At 63.3% G+C, this 21,250-nt stretch carries 17 protein-coding genes; 11 read left to right on the top strand and 6 right to left on the bottom strand.

Annotated elements, in window-relative coordinates:
* Positions 1–18: 18 nt before the first annotated feature.
* The 8 genes from lpdA to HNQ60_RS01105 all read left to right on the top strand — a co-directional run bounded on the left by lpdA (position 19) and on the right by HNQ60_RS01105 (position 9,648).
* Complete coding sequence (gene lpdA, locus HNQ60_RS01070; RefSeq protein ID WP_184329171.1) at positions 19–1,854, top strand: dihydrolipoyl dehydrogenase; 1,836 nt, start codon at positions 19–21, stop codon at positions 1,852–1,854.
* Positions 1,855–2,213: 359 nt separating this feature from the next.
* A complete protein-coding gene (locus tag HNQ60_RS01075) occupies positions 2,214–3,458 on the top strand; it encodes a Yip1 family protein (RefSeq protein WP_184329172.1) in 1,245 nt (414 codons plus the stop codon).
* 102 nt (positions 3,459–3,560) lie between these two features.
* Complete coding sequence (locus HNQ60_RS01080; protein ID WP_246433350.1) at positions 3,561–4,565, top strand: NAD(P)H-quinone oxidoreductase; 1,005 nt, start codon at positions 3,561–3,563, stop codon at positions 4,563–4,565.
* A 17-nt stretch (positions 4,566–4,582) separates the two neighbouring features.
* Complete coding sequence (locus tag HNQ60_RS01085) at positions 4,583–6,019, top strand: FAD-binding oxidoreductase (protein WP_184329173.1); 1,437 nt, start codon at positions 4,583–4,585, stop codon at positions 6,017–6,019.
* The gene (locus HNQ60_RS01090; protein ID WP_184329174.1) at positions 6,016–6,531 is read left to right on the top strand and encodes a PH domain-containing protein; all 516 of its coding nucleotides are present in this window, start codon (positions 6,016–6,018) and stop codon (positions 6,529–6,531) included. Before HNQ60_RS01085 ends, HNQ60_RS01090 begins: the two co-directional genes overlap by 4 nt.
* Before the next feature lie 11 nt (positions 6,532–6,542).
* Positions 6,543–6,893, top strand: a complete 351-nt coding sequence (arsC, locus tag HNQ60_RS01095; protein ID WP_184329175.1) for an arsenate reductase (glutaredoxin) — start codon at positions 6,543–6,545, stop codon at positions 6,891–6,893.
* A 145-nt stretch (positions 6,894–7,038) separates the two neighbouring features.
* The gene (locus HNQ60_RS01100; protein WP_184329176.1) at positions 7,039–9,015 is read left to right on the top strand and encodes an alpha/beta hydrolase family protein; all 1,977 of its coding nucleotides are present in this window, start codon (positions 7,039–7,041) and stop codon (positions 9,013–9,015) included.
* 84 nt (positions 9,016–9,099) lie between these two features.
* Complete coding sequence (locus tag HNQ60_RS01105) at positions 9,100–9,648, top strand: DUF2058 domain-containing protein (protein WP_184329177.1); 549 nt, start codon at positions 9,100–9,102, stop codon at positions 9,646–9,648.
* 144 nt (positions 9,649–9,792) lie between these two features.
* Here the strand turns inward: HNQ60_RS01105 and rsgA are convergent, their stop codons facing one another.
* The 3 genes from rsgA to HNQ60_RS01120 all read right to left on the bottom strand — a co-directional run bounded on the left by rsgA (position 9,793) and on the right by HNQ60_RS01120 (position 12,453).
* Complete coding sequence (gene rsgA, locus HNQ60_RS01110) at positions 9,793–10,869, bottom strand: ribosome small subunit-dependent GTPase A (protein ID WP_184329178.1); 1,077 nt, start codon at positions 10,867–10,869, stop codon at positions 9,793–9,795.
* A gap of 31 nt (positions 10,870–10,900) precedes the next feature.
* Positions 10,901–11,401: a thioredoxin family protein gene (locus HNQ60_RS01115; RefSeq protein ID WP_184329179.1), complete on the bottom strand. Its 501-nt coding sequence runs from the start codon at positions 11,399–11,401 to the stop codon at positions 10,901–10,903.
* A 125-nt stretch (positions 11,402–11,526) separates the two neighbouring features.
* On the bottom strand, positions 11,527–12,453 hold the full coding sequence (locus HNQ60_RS01120) for an NUDIX hydrolase (RefSeq protein ID WP_184329180.1): 927 nt from the start codon (positions 12,451–12,453) through the stop codon (positions 11,527–11,529).
* Between the two features lie 14 nt (positions 12,454–12,467).
* On the opposite strand from HNQ60_RS01120, the gene HNQ60_RS01125 reads away from it, so the two are divergent.
* The gene (locus HNQ60_RS01125) at positions 12,468–13,412 is read left to right on the top strand and encodes a VanZ family protein (protein WP_184329181.1); all 945 of its coding nucleotides are present in this window, start codon (positions 12,468–12,470) and stop codon (positions 13,410–13,412) included.
* A 6-nt stretch (positions 13,413–13,418) separates the two neighbouring features.
* Here HNQ60_RS01125 and HNQ60_RS01130 read toward each other — a convergent pair whose 3' ends face one another.
* Positions 13,419–14,504, bottom strand: coding sequence for an alcohol dehydrogenase catalytic domain-containing protein (locus HNQ60_RS01130; protein WP_184330148.1), 1,086 nt, complete (start codon positions 14,502–14,504; stop codon positions 13,419–13,421).
* A gap of 240 nt (positions 14,505–14,744) precedes the next feature.
* Here HNQ60_RS01130 and HNQ60_RS01135 point away from each other — a divergent pair, with 240 nt between their 5' ends.
* Both HNQ60_RS01135 and HNQ60_RS01140 read left to right on the top strand, forming a co-directional pair.
* The gene (locus HNQ60_RS01135; protein ID WP_184329182.1) at positions 14,745–15,203 is read left to right on the top strand and encodes a (2Fe-2S)-binding protein; all 459 of its coding nucleotides are present in this window, start codon (positions 14,745–14,747) and stop codon (positions 15,201–15,203) included.
* 14 nt (positions 15,204–15,217) lie between these two features.
* Positions 15,218–17,398 carry a xanthine dehydrogenase family protein molybdopterin-binding subunit gene (locus HNQ60_RS01140; protein ID WP_184329183.1) on the top strand — a complete coding sequence of 727 codons (2,181 nt, stop codon included), beginning with the start codon at positions 15,218–15,220 and terminating at the stop codon, positions 17,396–17,398.
* Between the two features lie 179 nt (positions 17,399–17,577).
* Here HNQ60_RS01140 and phhA read toward each other — a convergent pair whose 3' ends face one another.
* On the bottom strand, positions 17,578–18,435 hold the full coding sequence (phhA, locus tag HNQ60_RS01145) for a phenylalanine 4-monooxygenase (protein WP_184329184.1): 858 nt from the start codon (positions 18,433–18,435) through the stop codon (positions 17,578–17,580).
* 175 nt (positions 18,436–18,610) lie between these two features.
* A complete protein-coding gene (locus HNQ60_RS01150) occupies positions 18,611–21,172 on the bottom strand; it encodes a chemotaxis protein CheW (protein WP_184329185.1) in 2,562 nt (853 codons plus the stop codon).
* Positions 21,173–21,250 lie beyond the last annotated feature (78 nt).

Consider the following 21,250-nt stretch of genomic DNA (forward strand, 5'->3'; position numbering starts at 1 on the left):
AGAAGAGACACGAAGACGATGGCAACTGATGTACTGATTCCTGACCTCGGTGACTTCAAAGAGGTCGAAGTCATCGACGTGCTGGTGAAGCCGGGCGACAAGATCGACCTGGAAACGCCGTTGCTGACGCTCGAGACCGAGAAGGCGACGATGGATGTGCCGTCGTCCGCGGCCGGTGTCGTCAAATCGGTTGCCGTAAAGAAAGGCGATCGTGTTTCCAAGGGCAGCGTCGTGGTCACGGTGGAGGCGGGCGCCGAGGCGCCGAAGGCCGCACCGAAGGACGACAAGACGTTCACCGAAACGCTCGTGCGCGGTATCGAGCCTGTGCCACCACCTCCGTCGGGTGCAACGGCAGCCAAGCCTGCGCCGGCAGCGGCTCCGGCGAAATCCACGGGTGAGCAGAAGAGCTATGACTTCGATGTCGTCGTGCTCGGTGCCGGTCCGGGCGGCTACACCGCAGCGTTCCGTGCTGCCGATCTCGGCATGAAGGTCGCGCTGGTCGAACGCTGGCCGACGCTCGGCGGCGTCTGCCTCAACGTCGGTTGTATTCCCTCGAAGGCATTGCTGCACGCCGCGAAGGTCATCGAAGACGCGGAAGAGATGCACGTCGCGGGCATCAGCTTCGGCAAGCCGCAGATCGACCGCACGAAGCTCCTCGACTGGAAGAGCAAGGTCGTCGGTCGTCTGACTGGTGGTCTGGCGATGATGTCGAAGCAGCGCAAGGTCGAGATCATTCGCGGCACGGGTGTGTTCACGTCGCCGCATGAGATCGAAGTCAGCGATACCGCCACGGCGGTCGGACAGCAATCGGCGCCGAAGTCCGGCGGACGCAAAGTCTCCTTCGCGAATTGCGTCATCGCAGCCGGCTCTGAATCGATCCGCCTGCCGGGATTGCCGGACGACCCGCGCATCATCGATTCCACCGGCGCACTCGAACTCGATCTGCCAAAGCGCCTGCTCGTCGTCGGCGGCGGCATCATCGGCCTCGAGATGGCGACGGTTTACGCTGCCCTGGGAACGAAGGTGAGCGTCGTCGAGCTGACCGACGGTCTGATTCCCGGATGCGATCGCGACCTGGTGCGCCCGCTCGAGAAGCGCATCGCGAAGCGCTACGAGCAGATTCTCGTGAAGACGAAGTGCGCGAAGGTCGAGGCGCTGAAGGAAGGTCTCAAGGTCACTTTCGAAGGCGAGAAGGCGCCCGAGCCGCAGGTCTACGACAAGGTTCTGGTTGCCGTGGGCCGCAGCCCGAACGGCAAGCGCATCAACGCCGAAGCAGCAGGCGTCACGGTGAACGAACGAGGCTTCATTCCCGTCGACAAGCAGATGCGCACCAACGTGCCGCACATCTTCGCGATCGGCGACATCGTCGGCCAGCCGATGCTGGCACACAAAGCGTCGCATGAAGGCAAGGTCGCAGCCGAAGTGGCTTACGGCGAGAAGAGCTTCTTCGATGCACGCGTGATTCCGTCCGTCGCCTACACGGATCCCGAGATCGCGTGGGTGGGTCTCACCGAGACGGACGCCAAGGCGAAGGGCATCGACTACGAGAAGGCGAGCTTCCCGTGGGCGGCGAACGCACGTTCGCTCACGCTGGGCCGCGACGAAGGCCTCACCAAGCTTCTCTTCGACAAGCAGACGCATCGCGTCCTGGGCGCCGGCCTCGTCGGGCCCAATGCAGGCGATCTGATCGCGGAAGTCGCGTTGGCCATCGAGATGGGCTGCGACGCCGCGGATATCGGATTGACCGTGCATCCGCATCCGACGCTGTCGGAGACGGTCGGAATGGCGGCGGAAGCGTTCGAAGGGACGCTGACGGACCTGTATATCCCGAAGAAGAAGCCGGCTAGCCATTAGCCGGCTAGCCAGCTAGTCACTTCGTCATTCCCGCGAAAGCGGGAATCCATGCCTTTCTCCAGATGGACTCCCGCTTGCGCGGGAGTGACGGATGCTTCGCCTATGGGTCCGGCTTTAGCCGGACGTAATGCGAAGCATGCCTTCGGCATGACGTCCGACTAAAGTCGGACCCACAACCAGCGCAAACAGCCGCCTCCGATCCCCGGTCTGGCCAGCAGCCAGTAGCCAGCAGCCCTCCCGCATCTCCGTAGCGCGCTCCGCAGCGCGGTCAGCTCTGGCTCTTTGGGGCCAGAGCCAACCCGAATCCGCCGGCGTAAGATTCGCCGCGTCCGATACCAACCAAAACGGGGAGGCCCTGCGTGGACTTCAACAAGCTGATTGCGCGCGTCAAAGCCATTCTGCTGACGCCCAAGACCGAATGGCCGGTGATCGCGGGCGAACCCGCGACGACGGCGGATCTCTACAAGAACTACATCCTCCTGCTCGCTGCGATTCCGGCGATCGTCGGGTTCATCAAGATGAGTGTGATCGGAATCAGCATTCCGTTCGCGGGCACCATCCGGATCGGCTTCGGCGCGGGGCTCGTCAACATGCTCGTGACCTACGGCCTGTCGCTCGTGATGGTCTTCGTCATGGCGCTCATCATCGATGCGCTGGCGCCGTCGTTCGGCGGACAGAAGGACCAGACCCAGGCGCTCAAGACCGTTGCCTACGCCTACACCGCAAGCTGGGTTGCGGGCTTCGCGCACTTCCTGCCGTGGATCGGCTGGCTGGTGATGCTGGCCGGCGGCATCTACGGCATCTATCTGCTCTATCTCGGTCTGCCCCACACGATGAAGTGCCCGCAGGAGAAAGCGCCGGGCTACACGGTGGTGGCCATCATCATCGCGATCGTTCTGGGCTTCGTCATCGGTATCGTGGCCGGCGCCGTGAGCGGTGTCAGTTCGGTGATGTCGGGCGCCACGTTCAGCTCCGGCGGCGACGACGTCCAGTTCGACAAGGACAGCTCGCTCGGCAAGCTCGAGCAGTGGAGCAAGGAAGTCGAGAAGGCCGGCAAGCAGATGGAGGCCGCGGAGAAGTCGGGCAATCAGCAGGCGCAGGCCGATGCCATGAAGGCCCTGATGGGTGCGGCGCTTGGCGGCGGTAACGTGGAATCCCTCGAGCCGGATCGTCTCAAGGCGTTCCTGCCCGAGTCGCTCGACGGCCGCACTCGCGGTGACGTTTCGGTCGAGCGCAACGCCGCGATGGGACTGCAGATCTCCGAAGCGCGCGCCTCCTACGCGAACGAAGCCGGTGAGACCCTGCGGCTCGAAATCACGGACACGGGCTCCGCGAAGGGGCTGCTGGCTTTCGCGGGCTGGGCGGGCGTCGAAGGCGAAAAGCAGACCGGCAGCGGTTACGAGAAAACCTACCGTGAAGATGGACGCATCATTCACGAGGAATGGCACGGCGACAGCGGCGAGTACGCGACCGTTGTCGGCGATCGCTTCACGGTCAAGGTGAGCGGCAGCGCCGGCAGCATCGACGATCTGAAGGATGCCGTGTCGCAAGTCGACCTGGGCGGGCTCGAAGACCTGAAGGGCGAGGGCGTCAAGACGAACTGATTGAGCCCGCGCACGGCGGGCAATCGTCGTGGGCAGTCATCGCGGGTGACGAGTGGCGGGCGTCGGGGCAGAATGACCCCGACCCGTTACGAGTGACCGACGATGACTGCCATTCCCTCCGCCATGCGTGTGATCGACGTGCCGAAGCCCGGCGGCCCGGACGCGCTCACGCTCGCCGAACGCCCGGTACCCGCCTTCGGCGATGATGATGTCCTGATCAGGGTTGCCGCGGCCGGCCTGAATCGGGCCGATGTCCTGCAGCGCCGCGGCGCCTATCCGTCTCCTCCGGGCGCGCCGCCCAATCCCGGCCTCGAAGCTGCGGGGACAGTCGCAGCGGCCGGGCGCAATGTTCGCGAATTCAAAGTCGGCGATCGTGTCTGCGCCTTGCTGCAGGGCGGCGGCTATTCCGAATACGTCGCTGTCAATGTCGGGCAGGTGTTGCCCATTCCTGGGTCGCTCGACTTCATCGAAGCGGCGTCGCTGCCCGAAACCTACTTCACGGTGTGGAGCAATCTCTACGAGTTCGGACGATTGCAGCGCGGCGAAACACTCCTCGTGCACGGCGGGTCCAGCGGCATCGGCATCTCAGCGATCCAGCTCGCGAAGGCGCTCGGCAGCACGGTGTTCACGACGGTCGGTACCGATGACAAGGCGAGCTTCTGCGAACAGCTCGGTGCGACTCGCGCCATCAATTACAAGACCCAGGACTTCGTTGCGGAGATTGCGGCGCTGACTGCGAACAAGGGCGTCAACGTCGTTCTCGACATGGTTGGCGGCAGCTACGTCGCGCGCAATCTGCAGGTGCTTGCGACCGAAGGACGCCTGGTCATGATTGCGACACAGGGCGGTGCGAAAGGGGAGATCGACGTCCTGCGGATCATGCAGCAACGTCTCGTCGTGACGGGCTCGACGCTGCGCACGCGTGCCGTCGAGTTCAAGCGCGAGATGAAGCAGAGACTCCTGCAGCACGTCTGGCCCCTGATCGCGGATGGCACGCTGCGTCCCGTCGTCGACAAGGTGTTCGATCTCGCGGATGCGCCGGCGGCTCACGCCCACATGGAGAGCAGTACGCACAAAGGAAAGATCATTCTGAAGGTTGGCGGTTGACGGTCGGAGAGAGCCTGATGAGTGATCCCGCGGCCTCTGATGAATTTGTCTCCAGGTTCCTGAGCCCTTCGGGACGAGAGCGTGCGCAGCGTGTCGTACGCGAGCTGAGCGAATGGCTGGGTTCGCGCCTGAGCGTGAACGAAACCGTACGCGAGCAGCACGGGCATGGCGAAGCGTCCCTGCGCACGTACTCGCCTGATGCAGTCGTCTGGCCGGAGACGACCGAGGAAGTCAGCAGGATCGTGAAGACCTGTGCCGCGCACGAGGTGCCAGTGATTGCCTTTGGCGCCGGGACTTCGCTCGAAGGTCACGTCAGCGCGCCGTACGGCGGCATTTGCCTGGATCTTTCGCGGATGAACCAGGTGCTGCAGGTTCGCGAAGCGGACGCGGACTGCGTGGTTCAGCCTGGTGTTACGCGCGAACAACTGAACAACTATCTGCGCGATACAGGATTGTTTTTCCCGGTGGATCCGGGCGCGAACGCGAGCATTGGCGGCATGGCTTCGACGCGCGCGTCGGGTACAACGACGATTCGTTACGGCGCGATGACCCGAAACGTGCTCGCCTTGCAGGTCGTGCTCGCCGACGGACGCGTCGTGCGAGTCGGAACGCGTGCGGCAAAATCATCAACCGGCTACGACCTCGTCCGGTTGTTCATCGGCGCGGAGGGAACGCTCGGGATCATCACCGAGATCACGCTGCGGCTCTACGGCATCCCGGAAACGATGTCCGCGGCAACGTGCGTGTTTCCCGATCTGCCAGGCGCCGTCGATACGGTCGTCGAGATCATTCAGTCAGGTGTGTCGGTGGCTCGCATGGAGTTCGTCGACGAGTATCAGTTACGCGCGAGCAACAAGTATTCGCAGCTGTCGATGCCGGAACAGCCGACGCTGTTCCTGGAATTCCACGGCACCAGTGATGCGCTTGCGCCCCAGATCGAGCAGGCGGAAGCGATTGCACGCTCACACGGGGGTGCTGCCTTCCAGTGGGCGACCGAACAGAGCGAGCGTGCGCGCCTCTGGAAGGCCAGGCACTCGGCGTACTTCGCGGCGCGAGCGTTCCGACCCGGCGCGGACTGCCTGATCGCCGATGTATGCGTGCCGATCTCTCAGCTCGCGGAAGCGGTGGCCGCGGCACGGCGGGATGTGGACGCAGCAGGCTTGCTGGCCTTGATCGTGGGTCACGTCGGCGACGGCAACTTCCATGTCATGTTCCTCCTCGATCCGGCGGTCCCGGATGAACGGCGTCGTGCGGATGAGGTCTACGACGCGATGATCGATCGCGCATTGCATGTCGGGGGCACCTGCACGGGCGAACATGGTATCGGCATCGGCAAGCGCGCGAAGCTCGTTCAGGAATACGGTTCCGAGGTCATCGATCTCATGCGCTCGATCAAGACCGCGTGGGATCCCGCCGGCATCATGAATCCCGGAAAAATCTTCGTGCCGCGATGATGCAGCAGATCGAATTCGGGGCGCCGTGGGGGAAGGTGCTGAAGACGGCAACGGTTCTGACCGTGGGACTGATCTTTGTCGTCACGGCGGGGATTCTCGTCTTCGGCGGCAGCGAACCGGTCGTGAAAATCGTTGCGGTCAGCGTGCCGGCGATCATTCTGGTCGCAGCCTTGTTCTTTACCGTCCGCGGCTACGTCCTGACGCAGGACGCCATCTTCGTAAAACGTCTGGTCTGGCGGACGCGACTGACTCTCGACGGATTGCATTCGGTGACCGGCGATGCGCATGCGATGCAGGGAGCATTCCGGGTCTTCGGCAACGGCGGCCTGTTCTCGTTCAGCGGCGAGTTCTGGAACCGCAAGCTCGGTCGCTTTCGCGCGCTGGCAACCGATCCGTCGCGGGCGATCGTCCTGCGCTATCCGCAGCGCACGATCGTCATCACGCCGCACGATCCGCAACAGTTCATCATGCGGGCGCGAACCCTGATCAAGACCCGGGATTTTCCCGTGTGAGGCGCAACGGCATGGCTGACTTCACGATCTATCACAATCCGCGCTGCACCAAGAGCCGTGAAACACTGGCGCTGCTCGAAGAGCACGGCGTCAAACCGAAGGTCATCGAGTATCTGAAGACGCCGCCCACGGCGGCGCAGTTGAAGGACATCGTCGCGAAGCTGGGCATCAAGCCGCAGGATCTCGTGCGCAAGGGCGAGGAGATCTACAAAGAAAAATACGCGGGCAAGACTTTGACCGACGCGCAATGGATCGCGGCACTGGTCAAGGATCCGATCCTGATCGAGCGGCCGATCGTCATCAGCGGCAAGCGCGCGATCCTCGGGCGGCCTCCGGAGTCGGTCGAAGCGCTGTTGCGGTAGAGCCCGGCTGCAACATAATCACCCGACGCATCGGGGATAACCTGCACCGCCGATACAGGACACCCCTATCTCGCAAACGAGGAGGGATCGTCCGCTAAGATTGCGATTCAGCGTTTCGCAAGAACAATTACAGCAGGGAGACCGCATGCGCGGTACATGGACAGCGGCGATCGTTTTCCTCTTCACCTTCGGCCAGGCGGGCGCTGCGCCGCCGCCCCGCGTCGAGGCATTCGGCAGGATTCCCAGCGTCGAGAGCGTCGTGGTGAGCCCGGGCGGCACCCTGCTCGCATGGGCGGATTCGAGCACCGGCAAACAGCAGGTCGTCATGTTCGATGTCGATCGGGGTGCCGAGAAGCGGCGCCTGACGATGCCCGCGGACTCGAAACTTCGGGATCTCGATTGGCACGACGACGAGACACTGCTCGTCAGCCTGAGCTTCACACACAGTGTGGGAAGCCGGGCGCTCGACAAATATGAATGGCGGCGCACGCTTGCAGTCGATACCGGCGGCGGCGACATGCGCATGTTGCTGATGGATGGCACGCGCTCGCTGACGACGGGATCGAGGTTGCTGGCGCTGCGGACGTCCAAGCCGAAGACGGTGATGATGGCGACGTGGGATTTCGCCGCCACGAAATACACGGAGGAGATCGGATCGCGCCTGCGCGGCGGCCGCAAGGATGACGGCTGGGTCCTGAGTCTCTTCGAGGTCAGCACGATCACCGGCAAGGGCACCCGCGTCGAGATGGGAGGGCCCTACACCGCGGACTGGGTGCTCGATCTGAACGGTCAGGCGATCGGGCGGACCGAATGGGAGCCGGAGCGCAGTCTCTTCCGCGTGTTGCACAAGCGAGGAGACACGTGGAATGAAATTCACAAACTGGAGGATGGCACGACGCTGGGTATCGCCGGCCTCTCGAGGGACGGCAAGTCGCTGGTGGCGGTCGGGCCGAATGGCCTGAGCCGATCCGCGCTCTGGGAGATCGCGCTCGATGGTTCCGGAGCGAAGCTGCTTCTGGAAGATCCGGTCAATGACATCGAGCACATCGTGCTCGACGGCTACAACTGGCAGCCCGTCGCTGCATCGGTCGGCGGCGCGGACCCCGTGCGGCGCTGGCTCGATTCGGACGCGGAGGCTCGTCACAAAGCATTGTCGAAGACATTCGGCGGCCTGTCGGTCTCCATCCAGACCCGCGACAGCACGAACACCCGTGTCATTGCACGGGTGGGGTCGCCCTCGACACCGACGACCTACTACCTCGTCGATTTCGCCAAGGGCAAGGCGGATATCGTTGGAGAGGACTATCCGGAGCTCGCTGGCGTGACCCTGGGGCAGGTTCAGGTCCTGTCGTACAAGTCCCGCGACGGCGTCGATATTCCCGCGTACCTGACCGTACCGGCCGGGCTCGAGCAGAACAAGCTGCCCCTGGTCGTGCTGCCCCACGGAGGACCCCAGGCGAGAGACGAGCTCGCATTCGACTGGATGGCGCAGTTCATCGCATCCCGGGGATACGCTGTGCTGCAACCTCAGTTCCGCGGATCCACCGGCTTCGGCGAGTCCTTCCGGCTTGCGGGCTACCGTCAATGGGGCGGCGTCATGCAGAACGACGTGACGGACGGCGTGAAGGCCATGATCGATCAGGGGATCGTCGATCCGCGGCGAGTGTGCATCGTCGGTGCGAGTTACGGTGGATACGCGGCGCTCGCTGGCGCTGCATTCACACCGGAGTTGTACGCCTGCGCCGTCAGCATCAACGGCGTGACGGACCTCCCGGGAATGCTCGGACATGCGCTGAAGCGCAGTGGCGAGGAATCGAATACCGTGGCCTACTGGACCTCTCATATCGGCTCCGCGCAGGATCCGCTCGTCATCGGAAGGTCGCCGGCCCGCTCGGCGCAGACCATCCAGGCGCCAGTCCTGCTCATCCATGGCACGGATGACACCATCGTGCCGATCATGCAGTCGCAATTGATGGCAAGCGCGCTGAAGGGAGCGGGAAAATCCTACGCATTCGCGAAACTCGACGGCGAAGATCACGCGCTGTCGCGTAGCGAAACCCGGATGCGCGTGCTGCAGGAACTGGAAGGTTTCTTGGGTAAATTCCTGTCCCCCTCGAATTGACCCCTTCATTCATCCGCCAGGGTGTGGCAGCGCCGTCCGGCTCGCGTAAAATGCGGGCCGGTCGACGCGATTCGGGATTCCTCCATGAGCATGTCGTTGCGCGAGCAGCTTCTGGCCGCGGGCCTGGTCAGCAAGAAACAGGCTGAACAGGTTGAGAAGCAACAGAAGCAGAAGCACCATCACCACGCGAAGAGCGGCAAACCCGCGCAGGACGAAGCGGCCAAACGCGCTGCGCAGCAAGCGCAGGCCGCCAAGGCGGCGCGCGACCAGGAGCTCAATCGGCAGCGCCAGGAACAGGCTGAGCAGAAAGCCCGCGCAGCCCAGGTCAAGCAGTTGATCGAAGAGAACCGGCTGCCGAAGCTCGAGACGGACGACTACTTCAACTACGTCGACCGGGGCAAAGTCCGCCGTATGTCGGTGGATGCGCAGCGGCGCGAGCAGATCATGGCGGGCACGCTGATGATCGTGCGCCTCGAAGGGCGCTACGAGGTCGTTCCGAAGGACATCGCGGAAAAGGTCCGCGAGCGCAGTGCACGCGCGGTGGTGACGTTGAATCAGTCGGAATCCGAGGCGAAGCCGGCCGAAGATGATCCGTACAAGGATTTCGTCGTACCAGACGACCTGCGCTGGTAGTCGCTCCGTCATCCCCGCGAAAGCGGGGATCCATCCGGATGGATTCCCGCTTTCGCGGGAATGACGCAGGCTATCGCGGGGATAATGACGCAGGCTATCGCGGGGATAATGACGCAGGCTATCGCGGGGATGACGGGACCGCGTTCACCGCCCCTGCTTCTCCTTCCTCTGCTGATCCTGCACAGCCTTGTACTGACGCCCAAAGAACCGCTCTCGCTCGCGACGTTCGCGTGTGGTGCGTGCTGCATTGGCGGCTTCACGCTGAAGTTTGAGATAGCTGGTCACGCGACGCTCATCGATCTCGCCGCGTTCCAACGCAGCTTGCAGCGCGCAGCCTTCGTCCCCTTCATGGCTGCAGTCGCGATACCGACAGGCGCTCGCAAGCGCTTCGACATCGTCGAACACCGCACTCACGCCGCTTTCAACTGCGCCGATCTTCAGTTCGCGCATGCCGGGCGTGTCGATGAGCCAGGCACCGCCCGGCATTGCGATGAGATTGCGCGCCGTCGTGGTGTGCCTGCCTCTCGCGTCGTCCTCCCGAATCCCTGCAGTGGCCTGCTGTGCCGACAGCGTCAGCGTGTTCACGAGCGTCGATTTCCCTACCCCTGATGAACCGACGAACGCCACGCTCTGTCCGGCGCCGAGCCACGGCGCGAGTCTCTTTGGTGTCTCGTCTCCTAGTGCATTCAGAGCGATTGCTGCGACGTTGCGAGCAACCTGGGCGACCTGATCGAGGTACTCCCGCGGGTCATCGCAGAGATCGGCCTTGGTGAGAAGAATGACCGGCTCGACGCGCGCATCGAGGGCCACGCTCAGGTAGCGCTCGAGGCGCGACAGGTTGAAATCCGCGTTGCAGGAACTGACGATGAGCAGCGTATCCAGGTTGGCTGCGATGGGTTGCATCTCGTGTTGCGAACCGGCGGCGATGCGCGCGATCAGCGATGCGCGTTCGAGCAGGCGCAGCATGCGATCCGTACCGGATTCCACGAGAACCCAATCGCCCACCGTGACGGATGCGGACCCATCGGCGAGCAGGCTGCCTGGAAGTGTAACGCTCGCGTCGCCGCCTTCGTGCAGAACGTCGATGCGACTGCGATGGACGCTCGCAACCCGGGCCGGGAATCCCGCCTCGAGATCCTGGAGTGTCAGTTGTTGCGCGTAGAAGGGACGCCAGCCGAGCTGGCTGAGCGAAGGGCCGGCGGCGCCATGATTGGACGTCATGGCCGCCTTTTCGCAGGGCAGGGTGCCGCTGTCAACGCTCCGGCAGGGTTCCCGCGAAGGCCGGCAGCTCCCTGGGAGCTTCCTTCCAATGCCGCAGGAAGCCGAGGAAAGCATCCTTGTCGTAAGCGCGCTTGCCGTGCTCGAACATGCCGGTCGATTGCGAGGCCAGCACGTTGCGGTCCGGCGAGATCACCCAGAAGTGCGGTGCGCCACGGGCCTCGGGCAACTGCGAGAAGAACATCTCGTTGAAGTTCTCGTCGCCCACGTACACCTTCATCACGACGAACGTGTCGTGAAGCGCCGAATTCACATCGTTATTACGTGAAATGAAACTGTCGAGCCGGTGACACCAGCTGCACCAGTCGCCGCCGGCGACGACGAGAACGAGCTTGCCTTCCGACTGCGCCTGCGCGATTGCGGCGTGATATTGCTCGAACGGATCCGCTTCCGGGTCGTATCCGAGTTTCGTCGCGGCCGCCGTGGCTGTGAAGGCAACTGCAGCGAGTATCGCGGCGCACAGAAAGCGTTTCATCGAATCGATCCCCCTCACGGTCTCGTCAACCGTCGGGGACGAGCGTAGCGCTCTTTTCGGATCGTGGCACCCGTCGCGATTCTTTACAGCCGTCCGCTGCGCCGCATCCCTTCAGGCGCGGAGCGTCACCTGGCTTTGTCGACTGTCACTCTCGACGGCAGTGATCCCAGTGCTCCGCTGTTCTCGCGGGTGATCGCGACACCTTCGCCCGGAGCCTTCTCGTATGCCGCATCCCACGGCATGACGATCGTCGTGCGTTCGGCCTCGGGGAACATCTTCGGGAGGATCGGAGGAACCGGACGAGTGGCTTCGGCGGTGAACAGTCGATCGAGTGAGCCGTGTCGCCGCAACGCTTCGTTGAGATCGTGCAGATTGCATTGCGTCGGATGGGAGATCGGCATTGCGTTGTCGTGTGCCGCGTCCAGAAGAGCAGCCGGTGTCATCCATGCCGATTCGACGGTCTCACTCGTGTCGGCACTGGCGAGATGGGATTCAGGTGCGCGCAGCACGAAGAAGCGAGTGTCGAAGCGCTTGGGGGCGCTCGACGGAGTGATCCAGTGGGCCCAGTACAGCAACGTCGACACATCGGGGCGCAACTGCTCTCGTTGCAGAAGTTCGACGAACAACGTGGCGTTGCTGGCGACTGCTTCCCGCGATTGCTGGATGCGATCGAGGGTGCGTGCATCGCAGGCACTCCCATCCGCGCGTGTCGCAAGCAGCACGCCGGTTTCCTCGAAGGTCTCGCGGCAAGCAGCGAATGCGAGACCGGCCGATTGGGCCGTTGCCAACGGCTGATCACGCAGATCACGCATGCCCAGCCGACGGACGATCGCTCCGCTGTCGATCAACGCCAGCGCGGCGGGGGAGCAGTCCGACGGATGCAGCGCACCGCCCGGAAAGACCCACATGCCGGCCATGAAGGCGAGATTCGCGTGCCGGCGCACCATGAGCACTTCGGCTCGATCTTCGATCTCCCGCAGCAGCAGGATCGTCGCCGCGGCGCGTGGTGTCGCCGGAGCAGCAGAGCGTGTATCGTCGGGTGACGCCGTCATGCCATGCGGATTCCGTGAAAAAGAATAGTGTCATCCCCGCAGCGGTGACGGGCATTCTGCTCGCAGCGGTCATCCTTGTGCCAGTGCCCGGGCGTGAACGCTGGATAACGGTTCTCCACGATTTCGCTCACGCGCCGATCTTCGGATGCGTCGCGGTCGCAGTGCTCTTGATTCTGCGGGCGTCGGACGGACTGGCCAAACGTCCTGCATGGCAGCTTTATCTGCTGGCTCTTGCAGTTGCCGTGGTTCTGGGAGCGTTGACCGAGATCATTCAATGGATCGAGGGCCGCGATGCATCCTGGATCGATCTGCGCAGCGACATCATCGGAGCCGCCGCATTCCTGGGCCTGTGCGCTGCATTCGATCGGACGTTCACTCCTCGCGTGCGTGCGGCCGGCATCGTCGTGGCGATCGCGTTGCTGGTCTGGCATTCGAAACCCGGACTCGACGCCATCCGTGCGTATCAATATCGAGCGTCACTCGAGCCAACGCTCGCGCAGTTCTCGACGGCCAGGGATCTCTACTTCATCGACCCACTGCGTTCGCATGCGCGCATCGAACCGTTGCCCTCGGACTGGTCTTCGACGGGCGACACCGCGTTACGCGTGGACTTCACCAACGAACGCTGGCCCGGCGTCGATTTCTTCGAGCCGTTCACCGACTGGAGCCGCTATCGAACGCTCGAGCTCGACCTCGTGAACCCCGGCGACTCAGAGCTGCGGCTGACCCTGCGCATCCACGACGTGAATCACAACAATGAGTATGCGGACCGGTTCAATCGCGATTTCGCACTCGCACCGCGCAGCCGGCAGGTCGTGAGCATTCCGCTGGCGGATATCGAATCAGCGCCACGCGATCGGCGAATGAACATGACACGGATCGCGGACCTGCATCTGTTTCGATCGGATGGATCGAGCGGGGAGAGGATGTACGTGGTGAAGATGGCGGTGAGGCGTTAGCTGGGGCTACATCACCACCACCGTCCGAATCGACTCCCCCGTCTGCATCATCCTGAACCCCTCGCCGATGCGCTCGAGCGGCAGTCGATGCGTGACGAGCGGATCGAGATGGATCTTGCCTTCCACGTACCAGTCGACGATCTCCGGCAGGCGGCTCACGCGGGCGCCGCCCATGTAGCAGCCCGTCCAGTGGCGACCCATCATGAGCATGCCGGGGATCGCGTTCACTTCCGAGCCCTGCGGCGCGACGCCGATGACGTAGCTCTTGCCCCAGGCGGGATTGGTGCATTCGAACGCCTGGCGCATGACTTGCGGGATGCCGATGCATTCGAACGTGTAGTCGGCGCCGCCGCCGGTGAGTTTCAGCAGATGAGGGACGATCTTCTCGACCTGCTTCGGATTCACGAACTCGGTGGCGCCGAACTGGCGCGCGATCTGTTCCTTGGCGGGATTCATGTCGACGCCGATGATCGTCTTCGCGCCGGCGAGCTTCGCGCCCTGGACGACGTTGAGGCCGATGCCGCCGAGACCGAAGACGATGACGGAGTCGCCGGCTTCGATCTTCGCTGCGAACAGCGCAGCGCCGATGCCTGTCGTTGCGCCGCAGCCGATGTAGCAGATCGGATCGAACGGTGCGTCGTCGCGGACTTTCGCGATCGTGTCGATCGGCAGCACCGTGTAATCAGCGAACGTGCCGAGGCCCCACAACTGCGTGACCGGTTTGCCGTCGAGCGAGAAGCGGCTCTCGCGCGGGCGCAATCGTGCGAAGGCTTCGACGCAGAGATTGGTCTTGTTGGACGCGCAGTAGTTGCACTTTCCACATTGTGGAATGAGGAAAGGAATCACATGATCGCCGGGCTTGAACTTCGTGACGCCGGGGCCGACCTCGACGACCACGCCAGCGGCTTCATGGCCGAGCAGCGCGGGGAATTGCCAGGGCACTTTGCCTTCATAGACGTGCAGGTCGGAGTGGCACAGGCCGGTTGCCTTGACGTGAATCAGAACCTCGCCTTCGCGCGGGCCCTCGAGCTGCACGGTTTCGATGGCAAACGGTTCGTTCGGGGCGTGAACGATGGCGGCACGAACATTCAGTGGCACGACTGATCTTCCTTCGACGTGTTACACGAAGGTGCGACTGTACGCAGATTGATGCTGCGGGAGCAAATGAAGGAGTGTGGACTCGCGGCGACGACACGCAACGGTCTGCGTTGCAGTCGTCCACCGGCTGCGGGCCCGTAATTTGTAAGAGTAGAATCAGTCTCGTCGCGAATCGCCCAGCGCCGGTCGATCCGTTCTCGCCAGCCAACAAGCCAGCAATTCAAGGGTATCGCCATGATCACGCTCGACATCAACGGCAAGCAGGTGCAGACCGACGCTGAGCCGGATACGCCGCTCTTGTGGGTTTTGCGGGATCACCTGGGCATGACCGGCAGCAAGTACGGTTGCGGCAAGGCGCTGTGCGGTGCCTGCACCGTCCACGTGAACGGCGCAGCGACGCGCAGTTGCGTCCTTCCGGTCTCCGCGGCGTCGGGGATGAAGATCACGACGATCGAAGCCGTGGGTGACTCGGCGATCGGCAAGGCAGTGCAGGACGCCTGGGTCGCCGAAAACGTGCCGCAGTGCGGCTATTGCCAGTCCGGCCAGGTCATGAGCGCCACAGCGCTTCTGACCACCAACCAGAAGCCCAGCGATGCGGATATCGATGCCGCCATGTCCGGCAATATCTGCCGCTGCGCGACCTACGTCAGGATTCGGACCGCGATCAAGCGCGCCGCCGAATCGCTGGCCTGAACGGGAGAGACGCCATGAGCACTGCTGAAAAAGACATCTTCCCGCAGGTGGATCGCCGCGATCTCCTGAAAGGCACGGCCGCGCTGACTGTTGCGTTCTGGCTGCCCGCGGGCAAGGCGCTCGCGAACGGCGGTACAGGTGCCGTGTTCGAGCCGAACGCTTTCATTCGCATTGGCGCTGACGGCATCGTGACGGTCGTTTCGAAGCACATCGAGATGGGGCAGGGCGCGTACACGGGCCTCGCGACGATCGTCGCCGAAGAGCTCGACGCCGACTGGACGAAGGTTCGCGTCGAAGGCGCACCCGCTGATGCGAAGCGTTACAACAACCTCAACTTCGGCCCGATGCAGGGCACGGGCGGCAGCTCGTCCATCAGCAATTCCTTCGATCAGTTGCGGAACGCCGGCGCGGCGGCTCGCGCAATGCTCGTCGCCGCGGCGGCGCAGAAGTGGAGCGTTCCGGCAAGCGAAGTGTCCGTCGTCAACGGTGTCGTCGCGCACGCGAAGTCCAATCGCAGCGCAGGATTCGGCGAGCTCGCAGCGGACGCTGCGAAGCTGCCGGTACCCGCCGATGCAAAGCCGAAAGATCCTTCGAAGTACACGCTGATCGGCAAGAACGCGGCTCGCGTCGATAGCCGCGACAAGTCCACCGGCAAGGCGCTCTTCACTCAGGATGTGCAGTTGCCAGGAATGCTGACAGCGGCCGTTGTTCATCCGCCGCGCTTCGGCGCGCGCGTGAAGAGCTTCGATGCGACGAAGGCCAAGGCCGTCAAGGGCGTGAAGTCCGTGGTCGCGTTCGAAACGCCCGTGCGCTCGGGAATTGCAGTGCTGGCCACCGATTTCTGGACCGCGAAGAAGGCCCGCGATCTGGTGACCGTCGAATGGGACGAGTCCGCGGCATATCGCGGCAGCACGACGGAGCTCTACAAGGAATACCGCGAGCTCGCCAAGAAGCCGGGTGCTTCAGCGAAGAAGGAAGGCGATCCGGATGCAGCGTTCGCTTCGGCGGCGGAGGTGCTCGAAGCGACGTACGAGTTCCCCTATCTCGCTCATGCGTCGATGGAGCCGCTGAATTGCGTGGTGCGGATCGGCAAGCAGGATTGCGAAGTCTGGAACGGTGAGCAGTTCCAGACCGTTGATCAGCTCGCGGTGGCGAAGACGGTCGGCTTGCCGCCTGCGAGCGTCAACATCCACATGCTCTACGCGGGCGGAAGCTTCGGCCGGCGTGCGAATCCGCAGGCGGACTATGTCGTGGAGGCTGCTGCGATTGCGAAGGCAGCCGGCGTTGATGTTCCCGTGAAGATGGTGTGGACACGTGAGGAAGATACGCGTGCCGGTTACTACCGCCCGCTCTACGTCCACACGTTGAAGGCAGGATTGGACAAGGCGGGCAAGATCGTCGCCTGGCAGCATCGGATCGTCGGCCAGTCGATCGTGGCCGGCACTCCGTTCGGCGGCCCGGGCCCGATCGATGCCACCTCCGTCGAAGGCGCTTCGAACCTCCCGTACGCGATTCCCAATCTTGCAGTCGAGCTGCACACCACGAAGAACGGCGTGCCGGTTCAGTGGTGGCGGTCAGTGGGTTCGACACATACCGCGTTCTCCACCGAATGCTTCCTCGACGACATCGCGCGCCACACGAAGCAGGATCCCTACGCATTGCGAAAATCGTTGCTGACGGACAAACATCCGCGCCACAACGCGGTGCTCGATCTCGTCGCTCAGAAGTCGGGCTGGAGCCAGGCGCGTCCGAAGGACGAGGTCTGGGGGCTCGCGCTGCATGAGTCCTTCAATTCCGTCGTCGCGCAGGTTGTGCAACTGAAGCGCACTTCGAACGGGCTGAAGCTTGCGAAAGTGATCTGCGCCGTCGACTGCGGCCTGGCGGTGAATCCCAACATCGTCGCGATGCAGATGGAAGGCGGGATTGGCTACGGCCTCGCCGCTGCGCTGACTGGAGCGGTGACACTCAAGGACGGCGTCGTCGAGCAGAGCAACTTCGACGATTACCCGGTCCTGCGCATGAACCAGATGCCTGCGATCGACGTGCACATCCTGCCTTCCACTGCGAAGCCGACCGGTGTCGGTGAACCCGGTACGCCGCCGATCGCGCCGGCGTTGGCGAATGCGCTGGCGCTGGCGAATGGGAAGCCGGTGAGGGTGCTGCCGTTGTCGGCGGAGGGAATCACGCTCGCGTAGCGAGCGTGACGCATGATGAGAGGATGACGCAGGAGCTTGCGCCATCCTGCTGTGGGTCCGGCTTTAGCCGGACGTCATCGCCGAAGGCGACAGAGCCGGCTGCGCCGGCTAACGTCCGGCTGAAGCCGGACCCACAGGAAGAGGGACGTCTCTTGCGTCGTCATCACCACATCTGCTCATCAGGGCCGCACCACGCGGTCCGTCGGCAGCACGACATTCGGCTCGATTCCCTTCGTCCCCGCGAACTGTTTATAGAACGGCGCGAAATCCGTGTCGTACCCCGCGTGGAAGAGCTGCTCGAAACTCTCGATGACGAAGTAGGTCTGCTGGTAATCGTCGATCAGATAGTCGGTGCGCAGCACGCGCTCGAGATCGAAGGCGATGCGATTCGGCTTCGGGCTTTCGAGGCAGTAAGCCGTTTCACCTTTCGATGACAGGATGCCCGAGCCGTACGCACGCAGACCCTTCGGCGTCATGATCAGGCCGAACTCCACCATGTACCAGTAGAGCCTTGCGAGCATCTTCAGCGCGCCGGCTGCGATCGCTTTTGGGCCCGCCTCGCCGTACGCCTGCATGAAGCGCGCGAAGAGCGGGTTGGTCAGCAGCGGTACGTGACCGAAGAAGTCGTGGAAGATATCGGGCTCGACCAGATAGTCGAGTTCTTCGCGTTTGCGGATCCACACCGTGACCGGGAAGCGGCGGTTTGCGAGATGAGCGAAGAACTGTTCTTCCGGAATCAGTCCCGGTACCGCGACGATCTTCCAGCCGCAGATCGGTTCGAGAATCCGGTTCGTGTCTTCGATGCGGGGAATGCGATCCGGAGAAGCGCTCAGTGTCTTCGTGCCCGCGATGAATTCCGGGGCAGCGTACTTTTCGATCATCTGGCTCTGGCGCGCGTAGAGCGTCTTCCAGATCGCATGATCTTCCTCGGTGTAACGATCCCATTCCTGCTCGACCGTGTAGTCGGCGGCAGCGCGCGAGTAGTCGCCTCGCAATGCGACGGGATTATGAGTCGGTGCAACCGGTTGGTTCGCCATGGGTGGACCATAGCACCGTCGCACGGCAGCAAGCGAAAGGCCTGCTCGCGTGTATACACAAAGGAAGGCCGCCGGAAGGAAGAAGGTTCACACGGAGTTCACCGAGATCATGGAGATCGTTCGAACCGTTTTTCTCCGTGTGCTCCGTGTACTCCGTGTGAAATCTCCGAGTCGATCAGCTCTTCGTCGCGTCGCCCTTGTGTACAGACTTTGCGGACGACCCGTACAGCGTGCGCGTGAGCAGGAGCAGTTGTTCGAGATTGATGATGAGCAGCATCGGGTCGTCCGGTCGTTCCGGCCGCACTGCGCGATCGACGACGCCAGCGCCGGCGAATTGAGCTGCATCCGCCATCGGCAGAAGACGGCTTACAGGGATCGCTGGAATGTCGGCGAGATCGTCGACGCGCAAGCCGATCGCAGCATCGTTGCCTGCACGCACAACGACGACGTCGGAGCCCTGCGTGGACGAGGCATTGTCCATCAGGCGTGCCAGATCGACGACTGGAATGGGCTGGTCGCGATACATGAGCAGGCCCGCGTGCCATGCAGGTGTGTTGGGAACGGGGCGCAAACCCACTCCGTCGACAGCTTCGACGACTTGCTCGCGAAGCAGTCCAAGCCACTGGCCGTTGCTGTTGAACGTGGCGATGTCGATCACCTGTTCGTTGCGGAGATCGGTGCCGCCAGCCCGGCGCTGCTGCGATTGACGATCGAACTGGCGCGGCTTGCTCGCGTGGGCGGTTGCTGCACCGAGCGGAATCAGCACGAGACACCAGAGCGATGTGGCACGGTACTCTCGATAACCAGAGGTGTGCCGGGCGCCAACCGCGTAGTGCATACCATCGATCGCCACGATGTGCGCGGACTGATCGTCGCCCTTGCTCAGGACTTCGCGCGGCAAGAGCAGCGTGTCGCCATGACTGTAGCGCGATGAAGCGGCGATGACCCGCAGGTTCGCATCGACGAAGACGCTGATCGCGCCCTCGAGAACCGAGCCGCCTTCGGTCACGGGCAGTGCATCGCGAAGAATCGAATCGAACTGCGGCTGCGCATCGAAGACGATGCCGATGCCGCCGACAGTGCGGCCGGTCGGGCCGCGCACCGCTGCGCCGTAGACGAGCGTGGGACGGTCTGCGTAGAAGGCGCTCGGCGCAAATGTCGAAACACTGAAATCCTGGGAGCTGCGCAGCGCCAGTGTGTCGCCGCACCATGCGTCGCTGAGTCGCTGGCCGACGCGACGCTGGTGGTTCGTGTTCGATACGGCAACGACCTGCCGATGCGAATCGAAAAGGAGGATGTCGTGATAGACGGTGTAGAGACTGTTGATGTGCTGCAGGATCGACGTGATCGCATCGCGGTCGGGCGCGCCGCCGGCGAGTTGCTCCATCAGCGTGGCGTTCAGTGCCCACCAGCGACAGTCGTTCGCGCGCTCGTACAGATTGCGGTCGAGCACGTCGGCGCCGAGCGACGCGAGCAGTTGCGCATCGTCGAGGATCGCGGAAACGACAGTGACCTGCAGGTCGTTGATGGATTGTTCGAACGTGGCCTGGGTGCGGCGACCGGCATTGCCGATCTCCCACAGCAACACCCGGGCGAAGTGCACGGTCGCATCGGCTCGCTTCGCGAGCCGGATGTTTCCATTCCATACCGCGCGATTCAGTTCGCGCTGGATGCGCTCGGCCTGCAATGGGATGCGGCGCAGTCCGTCGGAGAAGATGGTGGTGCTTTGCCGAAGCTGTTCGAGCAGTGCCGGCGTGATTTCGCTCGCAGCGCTTGCATCGTCGCGGGAGAACGCGTGTTCGACCGGAATCATCGCGTGACCACACCAGCCCGGGCCCATGTAGCCCTGGAAGCCCTGTGTGCGGCAGGTTGCAGCGAGGTACTCGCGGCCGCCGAATCTCATCATGCGACCGTCAGCTTCGCTTGCGGTCGGCATCGCCGCACCCAGCGGTACCTGCCACGGATCGCTGCTGGCGATGACGCGACCCTGAGCGTCGAGCAGCGTGAAGATGCTCCAGTCAGTCGGCTCGCGCAGCTGCGAGAAGATGCCGGCCACTTCATCCTCGAAGCGGAAGCAGAGGCACAGCACGCCGAGTGTCCGGCCCGCATCGACGACGCGGAAGGAGTAGACGAGGCTGCGTTCCTGGTCCGGCAGCAGATCGAAGTGACGGTAAGTTTCGACATACGCGCCACGCGTCGTGACAGCTTCAGCAACGAGCGGGTCACGGGTATGAGTGATCGGCGTGCGATCGTCGAGACGCGCGAGGACTTCGCCGTCGGGGGAGAGAAGGATCACATCCTGATACACGGAGTACTTCGCGACGTATTCGCGGAAGCGCATCCGCAGGCGGTCGCGCGACTGGTTCAACGCGCGCGACTGAGCGGCATCGCTCAGATCGGTCTGCTGGCGCAGGCGAAGGTACTGACGCAGATCGTCGTCGGTGCTGAGGAAGCCGATGTCCGCCGTGCGCTCGAACAGATTGCGGACGATGATGTCGATCGCGATCTGGCTGCGGGCTTTCAGTCCCAGCTGGACCTTGCGATGCGTTTCGGCAGCGAGATGCTTGACGAGCTCGCCCGTGAGCGACTCGAACGCTTCACGCGTGCCGCCCATGTCGGTCGCATCGCCGCTCAGGTGCGAGAGCAACGACAGCGTGTCCCACGATCCCTGCAGGTTGGCCAGCCGTTCCCGATAGTCCTCGACGGACGGCATGTGGCGGGCAGCAGCGTGGGACATGGGGATCCGGGCCTAATTGTTCAGGTTATATCCTTGAACGTAACGGCTGGATCCGCCCCTGCTTGAGGCAGTGCGGCA

It is taken from the genome of Povalibacter uvarum (genome assembly GCF_014202975.1).
Lineage (GTDB): Bacteria > Pseudomonadota > Gammaproteobacteria > Steroidobacterales > Steroidobacteraceae > Steroidobacter > Steroidobacter uvarum.